This is a genomic window from Ruegeria sp. YTSC192 (genome assembly GCF_059609705.1).
The window spans coordinates 517688-535514 of sequence record NZ_JBXWMG010000001.1 but is presented as its reverse complement, the minus strand read 5'-3'; the positions used below and the strand labels follow the sequence as shown (position 1 = coordinate 535514).

Below are 17827 nucleotides of genomic sequence, written 5' to 3'. Positions count from 1 at the left end.
GCAAGGCTTGGGGTATGAACATGCAGCCTCCTAGCCGGTTCCCTACAAACTCGGCCCAGATGCCCGTCGCGTTCGACCGGCGTGAGATGTCCCATATCCTGTCCGTCTATGGTAAGATGGTCGCCGCCGGAGAATGGCGCGACTACGGAATTTCCAACCTGCGCGACATGGCGATTTTCTCGATCTTCCGACGCACCGCCGAGCATCCGATCTACCGGATCGAGAAACACCCCCGTCTACGCCAGAAACAGGGGATGTATTCCGTGGTAGGGATGGACGGGCAGATCCTGAAACGCGGCCAAGACCTACGCACGGTTCTGAGGGTGCTGGAGCGTAAGCTGATCCGCTCAGTTTCCCCGGATTAGAGCCTTTTATGGGCCGTCACAGGCCCGTCACCCTGCGCCTGAATGCGGGTGATGGCCTGATCCAAGGCCTCATACGCGACCGCCATGTGATGCGCATTGGCATGCAACAGCATATTCGGTCCGGAAACCCATGCGACATGCCCTTTCCAAAACAACAGATCGCCACGCCTGGCTTCTGATCCTTCGGGCAGAGCGGTGCCAACGGCCTTTTCCTGATCGCCGCTGTCGCCGGGGCAGGCGATTCCGCACGCCAGCAACCCCGCTTGAACCAGCCCCGAGCAGTCGATCCCGAACCGACTGTTACCGCCCCACAGATAGGGGGTGCCCAGAAACAACTCGGCCACAGTGACAGGATCACGGTTCAATTCGGCAACCGGGGCCGTGTGGACCTTTGGGATGAACCCCAGCTCAGTTTCAACAAAACTATCCGTTTGGGAAAGGGCGTGTATCGAGCCGCCAAAACTTAGCAAGGCCAGATCGCGGCTTTTCATGTCCGCTTGTTCATAGGCATGCGTCGCAGGTGCAACAATTCTGTGCGTCAGGGTCCGCTGCGGCCCCAATTGGGCCGAGCGCACCCATCCGACATAGCCGTCTTTGTCAGCTTTGATACGGCTCCACCCGTTTAGCTTTTCTGAAAGCTGTACCGTGTCTCCGAACAGTAACTGCCGGTCACGCGGGCCATCGGGACTGCGCAGCAGGTCAATGACGGGTTCCACGACGCTAAGCTGGGTCATAGGCCCAAAATCTCGGGCAGTGCGGTCAGCAGGGCGCGTGGGCCTTGCCCCAAACCTCCCTTGCTGCGACCCGGTTGTTTGCTGGGCTGCCAGGAATAGATGTCGAAATGCATGTAATTGCTGTCTTCAACAAAGCGGCGCAGGAACAGAGCTGCGGTGATGGAGCCTGCAAAACCGCCCGAGGGCGCGTTGTCCAGATCGGCGATGCCGGGTTCAATCATTGCCTCATAGGGCGTGTGGAAGGGCATGCGCCAGACCGGATCAGCGGCTTGGGCGGCAGCCTTGCTCAGCGCCCCGGCGGCGCGGTCGTCATCGGTGTAAAACGGCGCCAGATCGGGCCCTACGGCCACACGGGCCGCGCCGGTCAGGGTCGCCATCGAGATCACGAGGTCCGGTTTCCCCTCATCCGCCAGCGCCAGCGCATCGGCCAGAACCAGCCGCCCTTCGGCATCGGTGTTGTTGATCTCGACTGTCAGATTCTTGCGCGAGGTCAGGATATCGCCGGGACGGAAGGCATTGCCAGCCACCGCATTCTCAACCGCCGGGATCAGCACCCGCAGTTGTAGCGGTAGGTTTAGCGCCATGATCATCCGGGCAAGGCCCAGCACATTCGCGGCCCCTCCCATGTCCTTTTTCATCAGACCCATCGACGCGCCCGGTTTCAGGTTCAGCCCGCCCGTGTCGAAACACACACCCTTGCCGACAAGCGTCAGCGTCGGTCCGGTCGCGCCCCAATTCATCTCGATCAGACGCGGAGCTTGCGCCGCTGCCCGCCCGACTGTGTGGATCATCGGGAAATTCTGCTCCAGCAACGCGTCGCCGGTAATCGCTTTGCAGGTGGCTCCGAATTCGTCCGCCAATGCCTCAGCCGCCGCTTGCAGTTGATCCGGCCCCATATCGGAGGCTGGCGTGTTGACCAGATCGCGGGTCAGTGCCTCGGCATTTGCCAGCACCTCCAACCGCGCGGCATCAACCCCCTCAGGAGCAACCAGACGCGCCTTGGCGGCGGATTGAGGGGCATAGTGATCAAAGGCGTAGCCGGTCAGCAACCAGCCCAGACACTCCATCTCCAGATGCTCCGCCGGGACGCCCGCCTTGATGTGATAGCAGCCTTCGGGCAGCGCATCCGCCGCAGCGGCCAAAGGGAACCGCTTGCGCGCGCGCGTTCCCTTGGTCCCGTAACCTGCCAGCGCGAAACCGGCATGGCCATCCGTGTCTGGCACCGTCAAGACCTGACCCAGTGCGCCCTTGAACCCGTTTGCCGCAACCCAATTGCGGATGTGATCGGACTGACCGGCCAGCCAATCGTTCAGATCAGGTTGCGCCATCACATGCAGCGGCACAGAATTGTCAGAGGGTTGAGCAAAGCTGAGGATCATGGGCGTCTCGGGCTGAGTGAATATGCGACCAGACTATCCGCCTGCGGCCCGCCCGCAACCCCCGTCAAACCGAAAGGTCCTGCTGATCCCAGATCGCGGTCAAAGAGCGTTCGCCAACCCGGATCAACCGCCCCAGCGTTGCACCTGCTGCAACCGCATCGCCCGCATCCACGGCACCGGTGACATCGCCGGCAACCCGCGCCAACGCCGTCATTCCGATTTGATCGGCGATTGCCACCAGCGACTTGGCGCATTTGCGCAATGCTTCCCAATCGCGCTGCCGCCAGTGCCGTTCGCAATTCGACAGGCGTACGGCCAGCTCCTCGACCGTGCGGCACAGCACGTCCAGCGCGTTTTTGTCGCCCAATTGCCGGTACAGACCGCTGAGACGATCCGGATCCAGTCGCACGGTTTCCTTGTGTTCAAGCCTGAGTATGTTTTCCACCACATTCACCCTAGTTTAAGCGCCCCCACGGCGTGGCATTGATCCTTGCTGTCAATTCCTTTGTAAAACCTTGCGATGAATTGGGATAATGGCTCGAATTTTTCTTGAATTCGGTTTACAGCAGGCTTCGCAACGATAGACGGGAATGCCGAAATGGATATAGCTAAACCTTTGCCAACCTATCTGGTGAAACGGTATCACGGCTGGAAAGCGACGACCTATTCTGAAAATCAGGTCTGGTATCGGCGTCTGGCCGACGAGGGGCAGCGCCCCCGTGCAATGGTCATTTCCTGTTGCGACAGCCGGGTTCATGTGACCTCGATCTTCGGTGCTGATCAGGGTGAGTTCTTCATTCACCGCAACATTGCCAATCTTGTACCGCCATACGCCCCGGACGGGGATCACCACGGCACCAGCGCGGCCATCGAATATGCAGTGACGGCGTTGAAAGTGGCGCATCTGATCGTGCTTGGTCATTCGCAATGCGGCGGCGTGCAGGGCTGCATCGACATGTGCAAGGGGCAGGCCCCGCAACTGGAAGCGAAAGAAAGCTTTGTTGGCCGTTGGATGGATATCCTCAAGCCCAAGTTCGAACAGGTCGCGGATATCGAAGACGGCGTCGAACAGGCCCGCCAGTTCGAGCGTCAGGCCGTCGTTGCGTCGCTGGAGAACCTGATGACCTTCCCGTTTGTGTCCGAGGCGGTCAAGAATGACACGCTTAGCCTGCACGGGCTTTGGACAGATATCGGTGCAGGCGGGTTGGAGTGTTTCGATCCCTATCAGAAAAAGTTCGTTCCGGTCTGACGTGCTGGTTTCGCGGGAAGCACCAGGGTCGTCGATTTGATTTCTTCTGATATACTCCGGGCAAAGAATTTACCCTTTGGAGCATATTATGAAATTGATAAAACGTGCTTTTCTTGGTCTGATCGTTCTTGTGCCGGCGCTGGTCGGCATTGCGTTCCTGCTGCCCTCAAAGGCCGATGTGTCCCGCAGCATCACCATCAACGCCCCGCCCGAGGCGATCTTTCCCTACGTGAACTCGATGCAACAGACCGAGCATTGGTCGCCCTGGCTGCACCGGGACCCCGCGACGAAACTGACCTATTCCGGGCCAGAGTCAGGGGTGGGAAATACTTTGAACTGGAGCTCTGACGACCCGCAGGTCGGCACTGGATCGCAAGAGATCGTGGCGAGCGTTGAGAACCAAAGTGTTCAAACCGCGCTTGATTTCGGTCCGATGGGAACGGCCTCGGCCGCGTTCCTCCTGCAGCCTGACGGCGATCAGACGCAAGTTACATGGGGCTTCGAAACGGAACTCGGTATGAACCCGATGTCTCGTTGGATGGGGGTGATGATGGACCGCTGGCTTGGCCCGGATTATGAGCGCGGACTGATGAACCTCAAGGTGTTGGTGGAAGGGCAGGGGTGACTACCTGAGATCCATCCCCTCTGGCCAATTCAACTCCAGATCCAGCGTGATCGTTTTGGTTTCTGTGGGGGCCAGATCCACCTCCCATTGCAGAATGCCACGCCTGTTGTCTTTGCTTTCTTCATGCGGGCGGGGCTGGGCGCTCCAGGTGATTTCAAGATCATCCTGCTCGGAATAGGGAACCCGATCCAGAAGACGCAGAGGCCAGCTTTGATCCGTTAGGTTTTCGACGCGGATTTCGGTCTTTTCAATATGCTGATTGGATCGGGTGATGATCCCGGCATCGCCACTGCTGCGGTTCAGGACCTGCCGGGACAATGTCAGGCCATGGATCGGTCCAAAGCCCATTTCAACCTCTTGCCTCGGGCCGATTTCCATTGATTCCCCGGCCGAGACAAGAACACCATCGACAAACCAGCGCGCATGGACCGAGGCCGGCAGTTTCTGATCCATCGGGTTGGTGAACCGGGCCGTTCGGTAGGCAGATGTATCGCGCGCAGGCACGCCAAGGGCAAAGATCTCGGCGGTTTGGCTGGTCGAATCCAGTGCGACATCAGTCACCTCGTCACCGGTCGAAACCGAGATCGGCGCGGGTAGAGTATAGGTCACACCCGTCCCCGTGACCGAGGATGTCTGCGGCAGACCTGACACTGTTTCCTCGAAGACAACAGGTGCTTCGACAGCCGGTTCCGCGAGGCTTGCGAAGTTTTGTACGCGTTTCGTGGCGGGTGGCGTTTCATGAATGCTACGGCGCCATGTCGACAACCACGACGCTGCGTTCTGGCCCGTGGGCGCAATGGTTGAGACATGCATCGTAACATCGCGCCAGTTTTCCCCAGTGTCCTGCGAGATCAGGATACTGCGGTCGATCCGAATGGTTGGCTCTTCTTCGGTTGTCAGATGAAACGCGTAGGCTGGTTGCCACTCTGCCGCGTAGGCATCGATATAGGAAACGATCACGTCACCCTGCACGGGTTCCGTGACCTTGACGTCAACGGCGGCGTAGATATGCGCGGTGGCTTCCGGGATCAGCGCGGCCAGTTCGGCTTGCGCGACTTCAAGGTCTGTTTCCAATCGTTCAAGTTGACGTTCGATCTTGCGGGCTTCGATCTCAGCTTCTTGCATCTGCTGTTCGGCCCTGAGGGATTCCTCGGCGATCATGCGCGCAATGTCGCGCAGGTTCTGGGGGTCGGCGGTCAACCCCTCATTCTGTCCAAGATGTCCCAGAAACACGAGCGATTGCTGTGCGGCCTCACCGCGCAAACGCGCCGTTGCGGCTTGGTCGAGGACAGCTGTCATCTGATCCCGAATGGATTGGACCCGATCCTCGGCTTCGCGGATTTCGTCGCTTTTGCGGTCCTGAATCGGCAGGCTGTCATAGCGCCAGATCGAGGCCGTCTGTTCCAGGCCGTCGGTCAGAATCTGGATCGTTTTCAACGCGTTGCTGCCGTTTGTGGGGATACCTTGAATGACAAGACGATGGGTTCCGGCAGGAATGTCGTAAGATCCAGTCCGTATGATTTCAGCGCCCGAGGGGTAAACGGTGACTTCGCTGACCCGTGTGTCGATCAGGAATGTTTCGGCATGCAGCGCGGTTGGCGCCAGCGCCAGCAGGTAAATCAGGGGTTTCATAATCGCTCGCAGAAAATCGGGTTCGTATTCCGGTGAGCGTTGCAGGCGCGGTCGTCTTCCGCAAGTGCAAAGAAAAAGGGCTGCCCGGAAAAGGCAGCCCCTGAAGACGATCAGACTGATCGGAAATCAGCCCTTTTTCAGAACCTCACGGCCCAGAAGTTCAGCAATCTGGACTGCGTTCAGGGCGGCACCCTTGCGCAGGTTGTCCGAGACGCACCACAGGTTGATGCCGTTTTCGACGGTCGAGTCCTGACGGATACGGCTGATGAAGGTTGCGAAATCGCCGACGCATTCGGTGGGCGAGACGTAGCCGCCGGCCTCACGCTTGTCGATCACCATGATGCCCGGCGCTTCGCGCAGGATATCGCGGGCTTCATCCTCGTCGAGGAATTCCTCGAACTCGATGTTCACGGCCTCGGAGTGGCCGACGAACACAGGCACGCGGACGCAGGTGGCCGTGACCTTGATCGACGGATCGACGATCTTCTTGGTCTCGACAACCATCTTCCACTCTTCCTTGGTCGAGCCGTCTTCCATGAAGACGTCGATCTGAGGGATGACGTTGAACGCGATCTGCTTCTGGAACTTCTTCGGCTCAACCTCGTTGATCGGGTTGTAGACGGCCTTGGTCTGCTCCCAAAGCTCGTCCATGCCATCTTTGCCTGCACCGGATACCGACTGGTAGGTCGAAACGACAACGCGTTTGATCTTGGCGCGGTCATGCAGCGGCTTCAGCGCGACGACCATCTGCGCGGTCGAGCAGTTGGGGTTGGCGATGATGTTCTTGTTCTTGTAGTCGTGGATCGCCTGCGGATTGCACTCGGGCACGATCAACGGGATCTCGGGGTCGTAGCGATAGAGCGACGAGTTGTCGATCACCACGCAGCCCGCCGCAGCGGCCTTGGGCGCATAATCCTTGGTCGCGGCAGAGCCCACGGCGAACAGGGCCATATCCCAGCCGGTGAAATCAAAGGTGTCCAGGTCTTTGGTCGTGAGTGTCTTGTCGCCAAATGTCACCTCAGTACCCAGCGAACGACGGCTTGCCAACACGGCAATTTCGTCCACGGGGAACTGGCGTTCCGCCAGGATGTTCAGCATTTCGCGGCCCACATTACCTGTGGCGCCGACGACGACGACGCGATAGCCCATTTCATGTCTCCAAAGTTAAGGACGCGCGTTCATAGCCGCGTTGCCGTCAGGACAAAAGGGCTTTCGCAATGTATTTTGACGAATGACGCTGATTTAAGGCGCTTCACTCGCTCAGCAGGTGCTTGTAGAGGGCCACGAGGGTCTGTGCTTCGCCGTGGATATCGAAATTCTGCTCGACATGTCTACGGGCGGCCTGTCCGGCCTGAGACAGGGAATCACGATTTTCCAGCATTTCTGCCGCTGCATCGGCCAGTGCCGGGATGTCACCGGGGGCCACCACCCGGCCCAGGGATGGGTCGGTCACAATCTCGGAAAACGCACCCACATCGGTTGCAACGACGGGCACGCCGCAGGCCATCGCCTCAAGCGGGGTAAGGCCGAAGCCCTCCCACCGTTGGGGGGCGATGAACAGGTCCAGCACCTGATACCATTCGGCAATCTGGTCGACCGTCACCTCGGGCATAAAGAGGATACGGTCCGACAGGCCCGCCTTGGCAACCTTGTCTTTCAATTCGGCCAGAAAAGTCGTGTGTTTTTCCGTCGCGCGGCCCATGACGATGCCCGAAACGTCCTGGGACCGGGCGCACAGATCAATCATGGCGTCGACGAACGCGTCCGTGCCTTTTTGATGGCGGATGCGGCCGTAGCAGCCAAGCAGCAGGCCATCTGGTAGCCCTAGCTGTGCGCGAAGGGCGGCTTTGTCCTTGGGCGGGGTAAAGTCGTCCAGGTTGATGCCATGCATGATCACCTGTGCGTCCCGGTCCAGATAGCCCGCGGTCTTGCGCGAGGTCGCGACAACCGCGTCCATCTTGTCGACCAGCCACTTCGTATAACCCGTATGCGACCGCTGCGAAGCGCTAGTGAACAGTAGTTTCAGCTTCAATCGGAACACATTGCGCAGGATCAGACCCAGCAGCATCTCGGTATTGCGGCGCGCGTGCCAGACCCGCAGCGTGCGACGAGAAAGGAAGGGCAGGCGGCCCAGCGGGATATGCGGAATGTCAGAGGGCAGCCCCGGCCCGGTGGCGGCGATGTCGATCCGTTGTGCCTGCAAGGGGACCAGCCGCGCAATCGTTGCGGTCACGCCCGAAAGCCTGCGTTTGAGATTTGGGGCAATGACGACGGGGTCTTTCACCGGGCTCTCCTGATCGTTGCGTCAGTCGACGCTATCCCGGCTGAATAGATAGATCACGCATCCAATGGCAAGGGTCACCGCGAAAAAGCCGAATATTGCCGTATAGGGGGCCGTAGGGCTTGCGTCCGCATAGGCGGCGTGAATCTGCCCGGTGGCAAATTGTGCAAGCCCTACCCCGCCGATGCCAAAAAGGTTCAGCAAGGTTACGCCACGCCCGGTCAGATGCGGCGGGATGAAGGCTCGGCCATGGGCCATGATGACTGGAAAGCTCGCGCCCAGAAACCCGATTAGCGATAACATCACGACCGACGCCCAGACAGCGCTGTCGACCCACAGGCACAAAAGCCCAAGCGCGACCGCGCCGAGGACATTGCCGCCGACAATCACCCATTTGCGGGTGCCCAGAAGACGATCCAACGGGCCGTAGACAAAAGTTCCCGCGATCATCGCGGTTCCCATCACCAACGTGGCCGTGCCGATCTGCGTGGTGGTCAGGCTGAACACGTCGTTCAGATATGGCCCCGCCCAAAGCCCGCGCAATGCCGCCGCCGGAGCGTAAGCGACCAGCATCAGAGGCAGGATGAGCCACAAGGCAGGCTCTTTCAGCAGGTCCAGCAGAGATCCTTTGTGGTCGGTCTCGACCTTTTTCGGATCACGCACGCTGAACCAGATACCCAAGGCGATTGCAGCGGACAGAACCGCCAAACCAACCATCGTGGCGCGCCAGCCAATCAGCTCGACGGCAAGTGCCGTTGGGTAGGACGCAACCAGATTGCCAACCGACCCCACGCCCAGCATCAGCGCTGCAAGCGTGGCGAACCGGGCTGGGGGGAATTCGCGCGCAAAGATGAAGTACGAAGCCATCAGAACCGGTGAACAGCCAACACCGATCAGGGCCATCGCGATGCTGACATGCAGCGGGCTGGCGGCGGCGGCAAAAACAAGCGCCCCTCCGGCCCCACCGATCAGCAGCAGGACGGATGCGCTCAGCCTTGGCCCAATCCGGTCCAGCGCCCAGCCGACCGGCAGTTGCATCGCGGCAAAGACCAGAAACCACAGGCCCGAAGCAAAGGCCAGATCCTCGGGCGAGGCCCCGATATCGCGCTCAAGATCAAGGCTGAGAACGGCAAGGAACGCGCGGAAAAACTGGCTCAGGACGTAAGCCAGACACAAAACGATCAAACCTGCCTGCATGAACGGCCCCTTCCTGCGCAAATCCTCGATCCTGATTGGCACGCCGTGGCAAAACGCACAAGCACGTGTACTATGTTGCAAGGGGGAGACAGCGATCACATTCGGGCTAGCTTCATCTGCAATGAGAACCCAGGGGGGACAATGAAAGACCTCCATTCCGATTTTTACGAGTCCCTGCCGCTTTGGCGCGACTTCACCCTTCTGTCGGACCCGGCGCAGTTTGCCTCGGTTCCGGACGATTGGGTTGTAGGTGTTGCCGATATTGTGGATTCGACCGCGCAAATTGCGCAGGGACGGTACAAAACCGTCAACATGGTCGGTGCTGCAGTGATCTCGGCCATGATCAACGCTTTGGAAAACAAGCCTTTTCCTTACGTCTTTGGCGGCGACGGGGCTGGCTTTGCCGTGCCCCCCAGTGCGGCGGATACCGCTTTGGATGGGCTGGCAACCCTGCGGCGCTGGGCCGAAGAGGAGTTCGCAATGCCGTTGCGCGCCGCCCTCGTTCCGGTGGCTGAACTGCGCAAAGCCGGAAAAGACCTGAGGGTGGCGCGGTACGCCCCGTCTGCCGGGGTGGACTATGCCATGTTCTCGGGCGGAGGTCTGGCCTGGGCCGAGGCGCAGATGAAGGCCGGGCGCTACATGGTCGACCCCGCCGCGCCCGATGCCCAACCAAACCTGACCGGTCTGTCCTGCCGCTGGTCCAACAGTCCCGCGCAGCATGGCCAGATCGTCTCGGTCGTGGTGCAGCCGACGGCCCAGGCGACCGAGCGGGATTTTGCGGATCTGGCGCAATCTGTTGTCACCATGGCCGCCGAACTGGATCGTTCGGGTCACCCGGTTCCGGAAAATGGGCCTCCGATGACGTGGCCGCCGCCGGATGTTGGGCTGGATGCCCATGTATCGCGCGCGGGGGGCAATCTGTTTGCGCAAAAGCTGAAACTGCTTGGGCAGAACCTGTTGATCGCCCTGTTGTTTCTGACGGGCAAGCGGTTGGGGCAGTTCGAACCGGGCCACTATCGGCATATGGTCAGCCAAAACGCGGATTACCGCAAATTCGACGATGGCCTGAAGATGACGTTGGACTGTGACCCAGCCACTTTGGGTCGACTCCAGCGCTTGTTGGATGACGCCCGAGGTCGCGGCAAGATCCGCTACGGCCTGCACGTGCAGGATGAGGCGATGATGACCTGTTTTGTCCCCTCTGCCATGCGGGACGATCATGTGCATTTCGTGGATGGGGCTTCGGGTGGATATGCCAAAGCGGCCGAGTTGATGAAAAGTTAGCTTGCGGGATTTGGTTTTATACTGTTGTTTATCAGTATCTTAATGACCTTTCTTTGTAGGGCGACTTGAGGCTTCTCCGATTTTCGGCGATGATTCAGCATGTCCGATCAACTCCCCCTGGTGTCGCGATCCCTGCCTATCGCGTTGTTACGCGCCCGAGAAAGGGTGATGGGCCCCATTCGCAAATTGCTGGTCGATGCCGGGGTGACAGAACAGCAATGGCGCGTGTTACGTCTTCTGAACGAAGAGGGGCCAAGCGAGCCGACGGACATATCGGAACGGGCGTGCCTGTTGTTGCCCAGCCTGACGCGCATTCTGCAAAAGCTGGAAGAAAAGGGCCTGATCAAGCGCCGTTGTCACCTCAAGGATCGGCGACGTCAGATTGTCGAGATCACCGCCAAGGGCGAACGGATCATTCAGGACAACCTGACAGGTATTGTTCAGCAGGCCGATCGCATGCGCGCGCATCTTGGCCCCGAAAAGCACGAAACGCTTCTGGATATCCTGAATGAGCTGAAAGACTTCGAAGAGTGATCGTTGTTTAAAACCCCGCCGGAGAAGGTAGGGGGAACTCTCCGGCGGGGTGGCCAGACCCGGGTTGGATTCTGTGCCTGGCCCAAGGCCGTTGCGTGTCGTCTTACCCGACGGCCCGGCCCACGTGTCGGAGGGTGCGTCAGCCCTGAAACAGGGTCTAACACGGGCAAATATCCCAGGGGGATGGGAGTCTTCGCCTGTCGTCTCCGATACGTTCACGTCCCAATGCCGACATGTTGAGGCGCCCGCAAGGGGTATTTTCGCGTCATCTACGTCGTATTGATCTTTCCGGCAGAATTCCTGCGCCGGGCAGGCGATGGGGTCTGTATCACGTCTGAAATCTACGCGGTGAATTAGTGTGATATTGCCTGTTTCCAAGGGTTTTGTGCGACCGAATACAACGCTGCGGGAATTGGGCAACTTTACGCCTGATCACGCGACCGGTGTCGGCATGAAGCGGCGCATTGCTACGGGTTGCCTGTTGCGTGGCAGACGATAAGCTACCCGGCGCAACATTTAGGGGATCGTCATGCCGCATCTGTTTTCTTTGCCCGAACCGGTCTCGATCCCCGTGGTTGGTGAAGGGGTAACCTATCCCATCGGCCGTATTTTCTGCGTCGGGCGCAACTATGCGGCGCATGCCGCCGAAATGGGTCACGAAGTAGATCGCGAGGCGCCGTTCTATTTCACCAAATCGCCCGCAAACGCCATTCTGACCGGAGCCAGAGTGCCGTACCCGCCGGGCACCGAAAACTACCATCATGAAATGGAGCTGGCCGTCGCCATCGGACGCCCGGTATTTCGCGCCTCCAGCGCCGAAGCCTGGGCAGCGGTCTATGGCTATGGCTGCGCGCTGGATATGACCCGTCGCGATCTTCAGATCCGCGAACGCAACAAGCAGCGCCCCTGGGATCTGGGCAAGGACGTGGAGAACGGCGCTGTCTTTGCGCCTTTGACCCGCGCGACTGAGTGGTCCCCCGAAGACAGCAAGCGAATTCACCTGAGCGTCAATGCCGAAATCCGGCAGGACGCGACATTGCACGAGTTGATCTGGAAAATTGATGAGATCATCTGCCACCTGTCCGGGTTTTATCATCTGCGCCCCGGAGATATGATCCTGACGGGCACCCCTGCCGGGGTAGGTCCGGTTGGTGCCGGGGATGAGATTGCAGGTGGCATTGATGGGTTGGAGCCCATTCATCTGACCTTAACGGATGCGCAATAGGCTCTATTTAGGCGTTTTCAGCCAATCCTCGGCAAATTCAACCGTATCGAGGCCGGTAAACCGGCGAACCCTGTCCAGCTCGGATTGTAGCCGGCGGGTGCGTGCGCCCGACCAGCGTATCGCGCGCTCCGGCCACAGGGCTTTGACGCGCAGGACGCCGTCGTCCCGATGGGCTTTCATGTCGATCCGACCAATCAGCTTGTCCCCTTCCAGCAGCGGGAAAACATAGTAGCCGTAGGTCCGCTTGGGCTCGGGCACGAAGACCTCGATCCGGTAGTGAAAGCCAAACAGCCGCTCGGCTCGGTTCCGGTCACGCAGCATCGGATCAAACGGGCTGAGAACCCGGATGCGGCCTGTTGGTACGGGCAGATCTTTCAGACCATCGGTCAGATCGGGGCGGGCAAACAGCTTACGCAGGCGCCCATCGACACAAGTGACCTCGACCTCCTCCAATGCGCCTGATTGCAACCCTCGGGCGCACCATGTCTTAGCCTCAGTCGCGCTGACGGTATCCCAGAACGCGGCCAGCTCACCCGATGTGGCAAAGCCAAGCCGATCCAGCGCCGCATTGCACAGCCAATCAACCGTCGCCTCGGCATCACAGGGTTGCTGACCGGGGCAGAGATCCGCGTCGATCACTCGTTCAGTCAGATCATAGCGTTTCTGGAACCCCTCACGCCCGACAACAGTCAGCGCGCCAGAGCGCCACAGATATTCAAGCGCAGTCTTGGACGGGTGCCAATCCCACCACCCGCCAGAGCCCTTCTTTTCATCCTTCCCCACGTCGGACGAGGATACCGGCCCATGATTGCGGATGTGGTTCAGCACAGTCTCGAACTGCTGTTCGAACCCATCCCGACGCCAGTTTTTGTACCGCGATTTCAGCAGATCCGCATCGCGTTGAAAGCGCAGATGCCAATGGGCGTAATACTCCATCGGAATAACCGCAGCATCGTGGGTCCAGTGTTCAAACAGCGCCCGGTCACGTTCGTACAAACGCTTGAGGTTACCGCTGCGATAGCTGGGCCTGCGCGAGAACAGAATCATGTCATGCGCGCGCGCCACCGTGTTGATGCTGTCGAGTTGAACGAAGCCCAGCCTCTGGACCAGATCCAGCAGATCGGCGCCTTTAGAGCCACCCGAAGGAGATTCGGCCAACGCGTGACGATCCATGAAGATCGCCCGCGCCGTGCGATTGTCCAGCCGTTTCAGCGCCACGATATCAGCGCCGCTTCAGTGTATCCCCAAAGTTGACCTTGGGGGTCAGAGTCACGCGGGTCTCGATCTCGGCATTCGGATCGTCAAGCTGCGCGGCGATGATCTTGGCCGCTTGCTGTCCGATCTCAAGTCGGCAGGCATCCATCGTCGCCAGTTTACGGGGCAGGCCTTGCAGAAGTTCGACATTGTTGAATCCCGCCAAGCCAATCTGGCCGGGAATGTCGATGCCCTGCTCTAGCAAATACAACAGTCCACCTGCGCCGATCATATCATTGGAATAATACAGAAAATCCAGATCGGGCGAGCGGTCCAACATGGCCTGCGTCATCTCACGCCCCTTGGCCAGAGCCGAGCCGCCGGAATAGAATTCCCGATCTTCAATCTCGATCCCGTGCTTGCCCATGACCTCGGTGAAGCCTTCGAACCGTTTCCGCGCCCGGTGGTCCAGCGGCATCTTGGTACCCATGAAGCCGATATGTTCATAGCCCGCTTTCAGAATCGCCTGCGCCATCTCGCGCCCCGCGCGGCGATGTGAAATCCCGACCATCGCATCAACCGGTTTGCCATCGGTATCCATGATCTCAACGACTGGAATTCCGGCCGAATCCAGCATCGCCCGCGCTGCGTCTGTATGCTCGAGCCCGGCAATGATCACACCTGATGGCCGCCACGAGAGCATCTCATACAGCACCTTTTCCTCTTTCTCGGGCAGGTAGTCGGTCACCCCGACCACAGGCTGCAGATCGGTGTCTTCCAGCACCTGATTGATGCCGGTCAGAACCTCGGGAAAGACCATGTTGGACAGGGATGGAATGATCACCGCGACCAGGTTGACCCGGCTTGAGGCCAGCGCGCCCGCGATCTTGTTGGGCACATAGCCCAGTTCTTTCGCGGCGGCCAAAACGCGGGTGCGCGTTGCGTCCGACACATCGCCCCGATTGCGCAGGACCCGGCTGACCGTCATCTCGGACACCCCGGAGGCCTCAGAGACATCGCGAAGCGTAAGCGGGCGTTTTGTTTCTGTGTTCACTGAGGGCACCTGCGTTGTTGTTTTGTCCGATGCTAGCGTAAACAGCGTAGGGTTTACAACTGTTCAGCAAACCTCATGACAAGCCGAAAAAACACAGGTAGAGAGGGCTTTGCACGGCCCCGTGGCTCAACTGGATAGAGCAGCCCCCTCCTAAGGGGCAGGTTGCAGGTTCGAATCCTGCCGGGGTCGCCAGCAACAACAAAGTCGCGTTAAATAACTGTAATTAAATAATTAATATTGGGTGAGTATTTGTACCACCACACACGCTTACCACACACGTCCACCACACACATAAGCAACCGGGCGTGTCCTCTACCAGCTCTTTGGCCGACGTTGAGGTTTCTTGATGCTCATTCGAGCAGGGGAATATCTCAATAGGGCAGCCTTCGTATCGCTATTTTTGTGGCCCGAGGGGATGGGTATTGAGGCCCACCATTGAGATACAGAGGAACAGTTTTGCGCGTGTCGCTGCGGCTTGGCTGGTTGTCCTGCCAGACGGCGCCATATCCCTTCAGTTGAACCACAAATACCTCGGCGTCTCATCAACTTCAAAACGACGCCCAGCGCTTCAGGATCGAGGCACGACGCCTGAACGGTCCCTATGCTCTCTAAAAACACAAGTCTTATTCAGAACCAGCCAGCAGCCTCGCCGAGCGCTAAGACAAACATGCCAAGGGTCGAAAAAGAGGCTATGCCAGCAAGCCACAGTTCTTTCGAACCCAGTCGAACAACGCTGCGAGTTGCGATCTCTTTGCCATCCCAGAAGAGCGTGTTGTCCATCGCATGGACACCAAGCAGCGACAACGTATCAAGGCCGATAGAATAGACCTCTTCGGGCCAATCGTCGGGCCGTTCGCCTGTACCTGCGTATTTTCGGATTTCGTCAAAATCAGTCGACATTCGATACCTCCAAATTATTAGGCGAAATTGAAGTGCCGCAGAGTAGGGGCCAATACGCAGCTTCAGTTGAAAAGAGAACAGTTCCTCGACACCACTCGATCACAGCGAACCTGCAGGCGCGGTGAACGAAGAGAATCCGGTCTCTCAGAAACCGCAATCGACTGGCATAATGCGCTGCACGGGCCCTTGATAAAGTGAGTCAGGCGGGCAAACCAGCTTTCCGCAGACCCGTTGTCAGGACTTCGAAGTCTTCCGGTCGGCGCCACATGCTTTTGAATCCGCGCGCAAGACACGAGATGTTCTCTTCGGTCACCTCAATGCCCCGGCTACCAAACTCATCTCGACGTTCCGCGACAAAATCCTGCAAGGCTGTCGCCGCCTCCGATTGCCTGCCAAGATGCGCATAGGAGGCGGCCACGAAAGCCGCAGCCAAAGAGTTAAGCCGTGCCTCCCCAATCAACAAGCCGAGTGCAGCATCGAAGTTTCGGCAGAAGAATTCGACCTGGCCCATAATCCAGTCAATGGCAGGTGGGTGCAATGGATCCAACCGTATCGCCTCTGAGACCACTTCGCGCGCCTTTTCATGACGTCCGAGCAATAGAAACCCGTAACCACACCAAGCCATAGATTCAGCTTCGTTTTCGATCAGAGAAATTGTCTTTTCGAACTGTGTGTCGGCTTCGTCCCAAAGCCTTGCACAAAGATAGGCAAACCCCAACTGGTCTTGAATGTAGGGGTCCCGGTTGTCCAGCGCCGCGCCCTTGCGCGCAATATGCAGCGCGTGGTCAGGAGCGTCCGGGTCAGCCAGTCCCAGCCAGAGGTCAATGACATAGGTGTCAGAGAGGTACATGTACGATCGAGCGATGGACGGATCCAGTGTCACCGCGCGCTCCAGCAAAGCCCGCGCTTTGGCCGTATCTCTGGCATTCAGGCCGTCGCGGAGCGCCTTGCTTCTCAGCATCAGTTCATAGGCCTTCATCTCATCTGCCGGTTTCTGCGCTGAGCGGTCGACGAAGTCATGCTGCACACGGCCTGGGAGGACCGCTACGATGCTGCGGGTGACCTCATCCTGAACGGATAGGATGTCTTCCAATTCGCGGTCAAAGCGTTCCGACCACAACTGCGCCCCACCAGCGGCTTCGGCGAGTTGCACTGAAATCCTAACCCGACTTCCAGCCTTACGAACGCTTCCTTCCACAAGATAGTCGGCGCCCAACGCCTCGGCAATTTCCGCAGGATCTTTGTCTTGTGCTCGGAACCGAAAAGACGCGTTTCTGGAAATGACCTGAAGCGTACGGAAGCGCGACAATCCAGTAATAATGTCTTCCGCGATTCCATCGCTAAAAAACGTCTGCTCGGGGTCGTCGCTCATGCTGTGCAGAGGAAGAACAGCTATAGTCGCCTTGCGTGTTGTTATTCGCTGCGGCGGTTCGGGTTGAGTTTGCCTTTCTCCCCCAATGCGCCACGCGCGTACCGGTTCTACAACGTTTTTAATAGAGTGCGTTCCAGCGTCCTTCCATAGCACCGGAACACGGTTACCGACAACGCGATAGACTGCGTCGGACACGAGCACACCTCCGGGTGGCGCCAGCTGCTCTAGACGCGACGCAAGGTTAACGCCAGACCCAAAGATATCTCCATCTTGCATGATAATATCGCCAAGATTGATGCCGATCCGGAACTGTATCGGATCTGGTGTTTTTGCCGGTGTCTGTTGCCACTCGACCGCACAGGCCACCGCATCGGCAGCGCTACTGAAACTTGCCAGAAGACCATCGCCCATGAGTTTGACGATGTGCCCACGGTGACGATCGATTAGCGGTGTTACTGTGCCATCAAAATAGGCGGAAAAAGCGGAAAGAGTGCCAGCTTCGTCCTGTTCCATCCTACTTGTGTAGCCGACCATGTCAGCTGCCAGAATTGCTGCAAGTTGGCGCTCCACACTGTTCCTCCCACCCCTGCATATCGGTCGCAGAGCAACATAACCATGCAAAACTGACAAACCGGCCTCGTTGGGGCTGGTTCTGCTGTCGCGTCACGAACAGACCTTTGCGCAGCAGAAACGAAAGCTCACTTTGTCCACGACTTGTAGTTTCGCCGCTCAATCTATGCTGCGCGCTGCACCAATGATCGCTTCTCTCGCTGCGAGACGGCATGGCGGTCTTCGCTTGCGC

The 17827-nt window shown here is 58.7% G+C and carries 17 protein-coding genes and 1 tRNA gene; 7 read left to right on the top strand and 11 right to left on the bottom strand.

Translation table 11 applies throughout. The features are described from left to right. Window positions 1-14: 14 nt before the first annotated feature. On the top strand, window positions 15-365 hold the full coding sequence (locus tag AC2FD8_RS02640) for a DUF2794 domain-containing protein (protein WP_496853994.1): 351 nt from the start codon (window positions 15-17) through the stop codon (window positions 363-365). Here the strand turns inward: AC2FD8_RS02640 and AC2FD8_RS02635 are convergent. The 3 genes from AC2FD8_RS02635 to AC2FD8_RS02625 all read right to left on the bottom strand — a co-directional run bounded on the left by AC2FD8_RS02635 (window position 362) and on the right by AC2FD8_RS02625 (window position 2932). Beyond that, window positions 362-1099 (bottom strand): C40 family peptidase, encoded by a 738-nt coding sequence (locus tag AC2FD8_RS02635; RefSeq protein ID WP_496853439.1) that lies wholly within the window; start codon window positions 1097-1099, stop codon window positions 362-364. The two genes, AC2FD8_RS02640 and AC2FD8_RS02635, sit on opposite strands and share 4 nt — an antisense overlap. Next, the gene (locus AC2FD8_RS02630) at window positions 1096-2478 is read right to left on the bottom strand and encodes a leucyl aminopeptidase family protein (protein ID WP_496853440.1); all 1383 of its coding nucleotides are present in this window, start codon (window positions 2476-2478) and stop codon (window positions 1096-1098) included. Before AC2FD8_RS02630 ends, AC2FD8_RS02635 begins: the two co-directional genes overlap by 4 nt. 64 nt (window positions 2479-2542) lie before the next feature. Next, the gene (locus tag AC2FD8_RS02625) at window positions 2543-2932 is read right to left on the bottom strand and encodes a hypothetical protein (RefSeq protein ID WP_170640975.1); all 390 of its coding nucleotides are present in this window, start codon (window positions 2930-2932) and stop codon (window positions 2543-2545) included. 144 nt (window positions 2933-3076) lie between these two features. Here AC2FD8_RS02625 and AC2FD8_RS02620 point away from each other — a divergent pair, with 144 nt between their 5' ends. Further along, complete coding sequence (locus AC2FD8_RS02620) at window positions 3077-3727, top strand: carbonic anhydrase (protein ID WP_496853441.1); 651 nt, start codon at window positions 3077-3079, stop codon at window positions 3725-3727. Window positions 3728-3815: 88 nt separating this feature from the next. Continuing rightward, window positions 3816-4352, top strand: a complete 537-nt coding sequence (locus AC2FD8_RS02615; protein WP_496853442.1) for an SRPBCC family protein — start codon at window positions 3816-3818, stop codon at window positions 4350-4352. Here AC2FD8_RS02615 and AC2FD8_RS02610 read toward each other — a convergent pair whose 3' ends face one another. The 4 genes from AC2FD8_RS02610 to AC2FD8_RS02595 form a co-directional block, all read right to left on the bottom strand. Beyond that, entirely contained in the window at window positions 4353-5984 is a 1632-nt protein-coding gene (locus AC2FD8_RS02610; protein ID WP_496853443.1) for a DUF4139 domain-containing protein, read from the bottom strand. Window positions 5985-6110: 126 nt separating this feature from the next. Continuing rightward, window positions 6111-7133: an aspartate-semialdehyde dehydrogenase gene (locus AC2FD8_RS02605; RefSeq protein ID WP_496853444.1), complete on the bottom strand. Its 1023-nt coding sequence runs from the start codon at window positions 7131-7133 to the stop codon at window positions 6111-6113. A 103-nt stretch (window positions 7134-7236) separates the two neighbouring features. After that, window positions 7237-8268: a glycosyltransferase family 4 protein gene (locus AC2FD8_RS02600; RefSeq protein ID WP_496853445.1), complete on the bottom strand. Its 1032-nt coding sequence runs from the start codon at window positions 8266-8268 to the stop codon at window positions 7237-7239. Window positions 8269-8289: 21 nt separating this feature from the next. Next, window positions 8290-9462 carry an MFS transporter gene (locus tag AC2FD8_RS02595; RefSeq protein WP_496853446.1) on the bottom strand — a complete coding sequence of 391 codons (1173 nt, stop codon included), beginning with the start codon at window positions 9460-9462 and terminating at the stop codon, window positions 8290-8292. Between the two features lie 141 nt (window positions 9463-9603). Between AC2FD8_RS02595 and AC2FD8_RS02590 the strand changes: the two genes are divergently transcribed. The 3 genes from AC2FD8_RS02590 (at window position 9604) to AC2FD8_RS02580 (ending at window position 12505) form a co-directional block, all read left to right on the top strand. Continuing rightward, a complete protein-coding gene (locus AC2FD8_RS02590; RefSeq protein ID WP_496853447.1) occupies window positions 9604-10746 on the top strand; it encodes a DUF3095 domain-containing protein in 1143 nt (380 codons plus the stop codon). Between the two features lie 99 nt (window positions 10747-10845). Beyond that, window positions 10846-11280, top strand: coding sequence for a homoprotocatechuate degradation operon regulator HpaR (gene hpaR, locus AC2FD8_RS02585; RefSeq protein ID WP_496853448.1), 435 nt, complete (start codon window positions 10846-10848; stop codon window positions 11278-11280). A 529-nt stretch (window positions 11281-11809) separates the two neighbouring features. Further along, window positions 11810-12505 (top strand): fumarylacetoacetate hydrolase family protein, encoded by a 696-nt coding sequence (locus AC2FD8_RS02580; protein ID WP_496853449.1) that lies wholly within the window; start codon window positions 11810-11812, stop codon window positions 12503-12505. 3 nt (window positions 12506-12508) lie between these two features. On the opposite strand, the gene AC2FD8_RS02575 is transcribed toward AC2FD8_RS02580, so the two are convergent. Next, window positions 12509-13723 (bottom strand): winged helix-turn-helix domain-containing protein, encoded by a 1215-nt coding sequence (locus tag AC2FD8_RS02575; protein ID WP_496853450.1) that lies wholly within the window; start codon window positions 13721-13723, stop codon window positions 12509-12511. Between the two features lie 4 nt (window positions 13724-13727). After that, a complete protein-coding gene (locus AC2FD8_RS02570; RefSeq protein ID WP_496853451.1) occupies window positions 13728-14753 on the bottom strand; it encodes a LacI family DNA-binding transcriptional regulator in 1026 nt (341 codons plus the stop codon). 115 nt (window positions 14754-14868) lie between these two features. On the opposite strand from AC2FD8_RS02570, the gene AC2FD8_RS02565 reads away from it, so the two are divergent. Next, a tRNA-Arg gene (locus tag AC2FD8_RS02565) sits at window positions 14869-14945 on the top strand. 435 nt (window positions 14946-15380) lie between these two features. On the opposite strand, the gene AC2FD8_RS02560 is transcribed toward AC2FD8_RS02565, so the two are convergent. Both AC2FD8_RS02560 and AC2FD8_RS02555 read right to left on the bottom strand, forming a co-directional pair. After that, complete coding sequence (locus AC2FD8_RS02560; RefSeq protein WP_496853452.1) at window positions 15381-15653, bottom strand: hypothetical protein; 273 nt, start codon at window positions 15651-15653, stop codon at window positions 15381-15383. Between the two features lie 199 nt (window positions 15654-15852). Further along, entirely contained in the window at window positions 15853-17595 is a 1743-nt protein-coding gene (locus tag AC2FD8_RS02555; protein ID WP_496853453.1) for an adenylate/guanylate cyclase domain-containing protein, read from the bottom strand. Between the last annotated feature and the right edge of the window lie 232 nt (window positions 17596-17827).

Excerpts from the sequence above, each read along its gene's own strand:
- AC2FD8_RS02590 (WP_496853447.1), top strand. The coding sequence starts at position 9,604 with ATGAAAGACCTCCATTCCGATTTTTACGAGTCCCTGCCGCTTTGGCGC.
- AC2FD8_RS02620 (WP_496853441.1), top strand. The coding sequence starts at position 3,077 with ATGGATATAGCTAAACCTTTGCCAACCTATCTGGTGAAACGGTATCAC.
- AC2FD8_RS02640 (WP_496853994.1), top strand. The coding sequence starts at position 15 with ATGAACATGCAGCCTCCTAGCCGGTTCCCTACAAACTCGGCCCAGATG.
- AC2FD8_RS02635 (WP_496853439.1), bottom strand. The coding sequence starts at position 1,099 with ATGACCCAGCTTAGCGTCGTGGAACCCGTCATTGACCTGCTGCGCAGT.
- AC2FD8_RS02610 (WP_496853443.1), bottom strand. The coding sequence starts at position 5,984 with ATGAAACCCCTGATTTACCTGCTGGCGCTGGCGCCAACCGCGCTGCAT.
- AC2FD8_RS02630 (WP_496853440.1), bottom strand. The coding sequence starts at position 2,478 with ATGATCCTCAGCTTTGCTCAACCCTCTGACAATTCTGTGCCGCTGCAT.
- AC2FD8_RS02615 (WP_496853442.1), top strand. The coding sequence starts at position 3,816 with ATGAAATTGATAAAACGTGCTTTTCTTGGTCTGATCGTTCTTGTGCCG.
- AC2FD8_RS02580 (WP_496853449.1), top strand. The coding sequence starts at position 11,810 with ATGCCGCATCTGTTTTCTTTGCCCGAACCGGTCTCGATCCCCGTGGTT.
- AC2FD8_RS02595 (WP_496853446.1), bottom strand. The coding sequence starts at position 9,462 with ATGCAGGCAGGTTTGATCGTTTTGTGTCTGGCTTACGTCCTGAGCCAG.
- AC2FD8_RS02560 (WP_496853452.1), bottom strand. The coding sequence starts at position 15,653 with ATGTCGACTGATTTTGACGAAATCCGAAAATACGCAGGTACAGGCGAA.
- hpaR (WP_496853448.1), top strand. The coding sequence starts at position 10,846 with ATGTCCGATCAACTCCCCCTGGTGTCGCGATCCCTGCCTATCGCGTTG.
- AC2FD8_RS02605 (WP_496853444.1), bottom strand. The coding sequence starts at position 7,133 with ATGGGCTATCGCGTCGTCGTCGTCGGCGCCACAGGTAATGTGGGCCGC.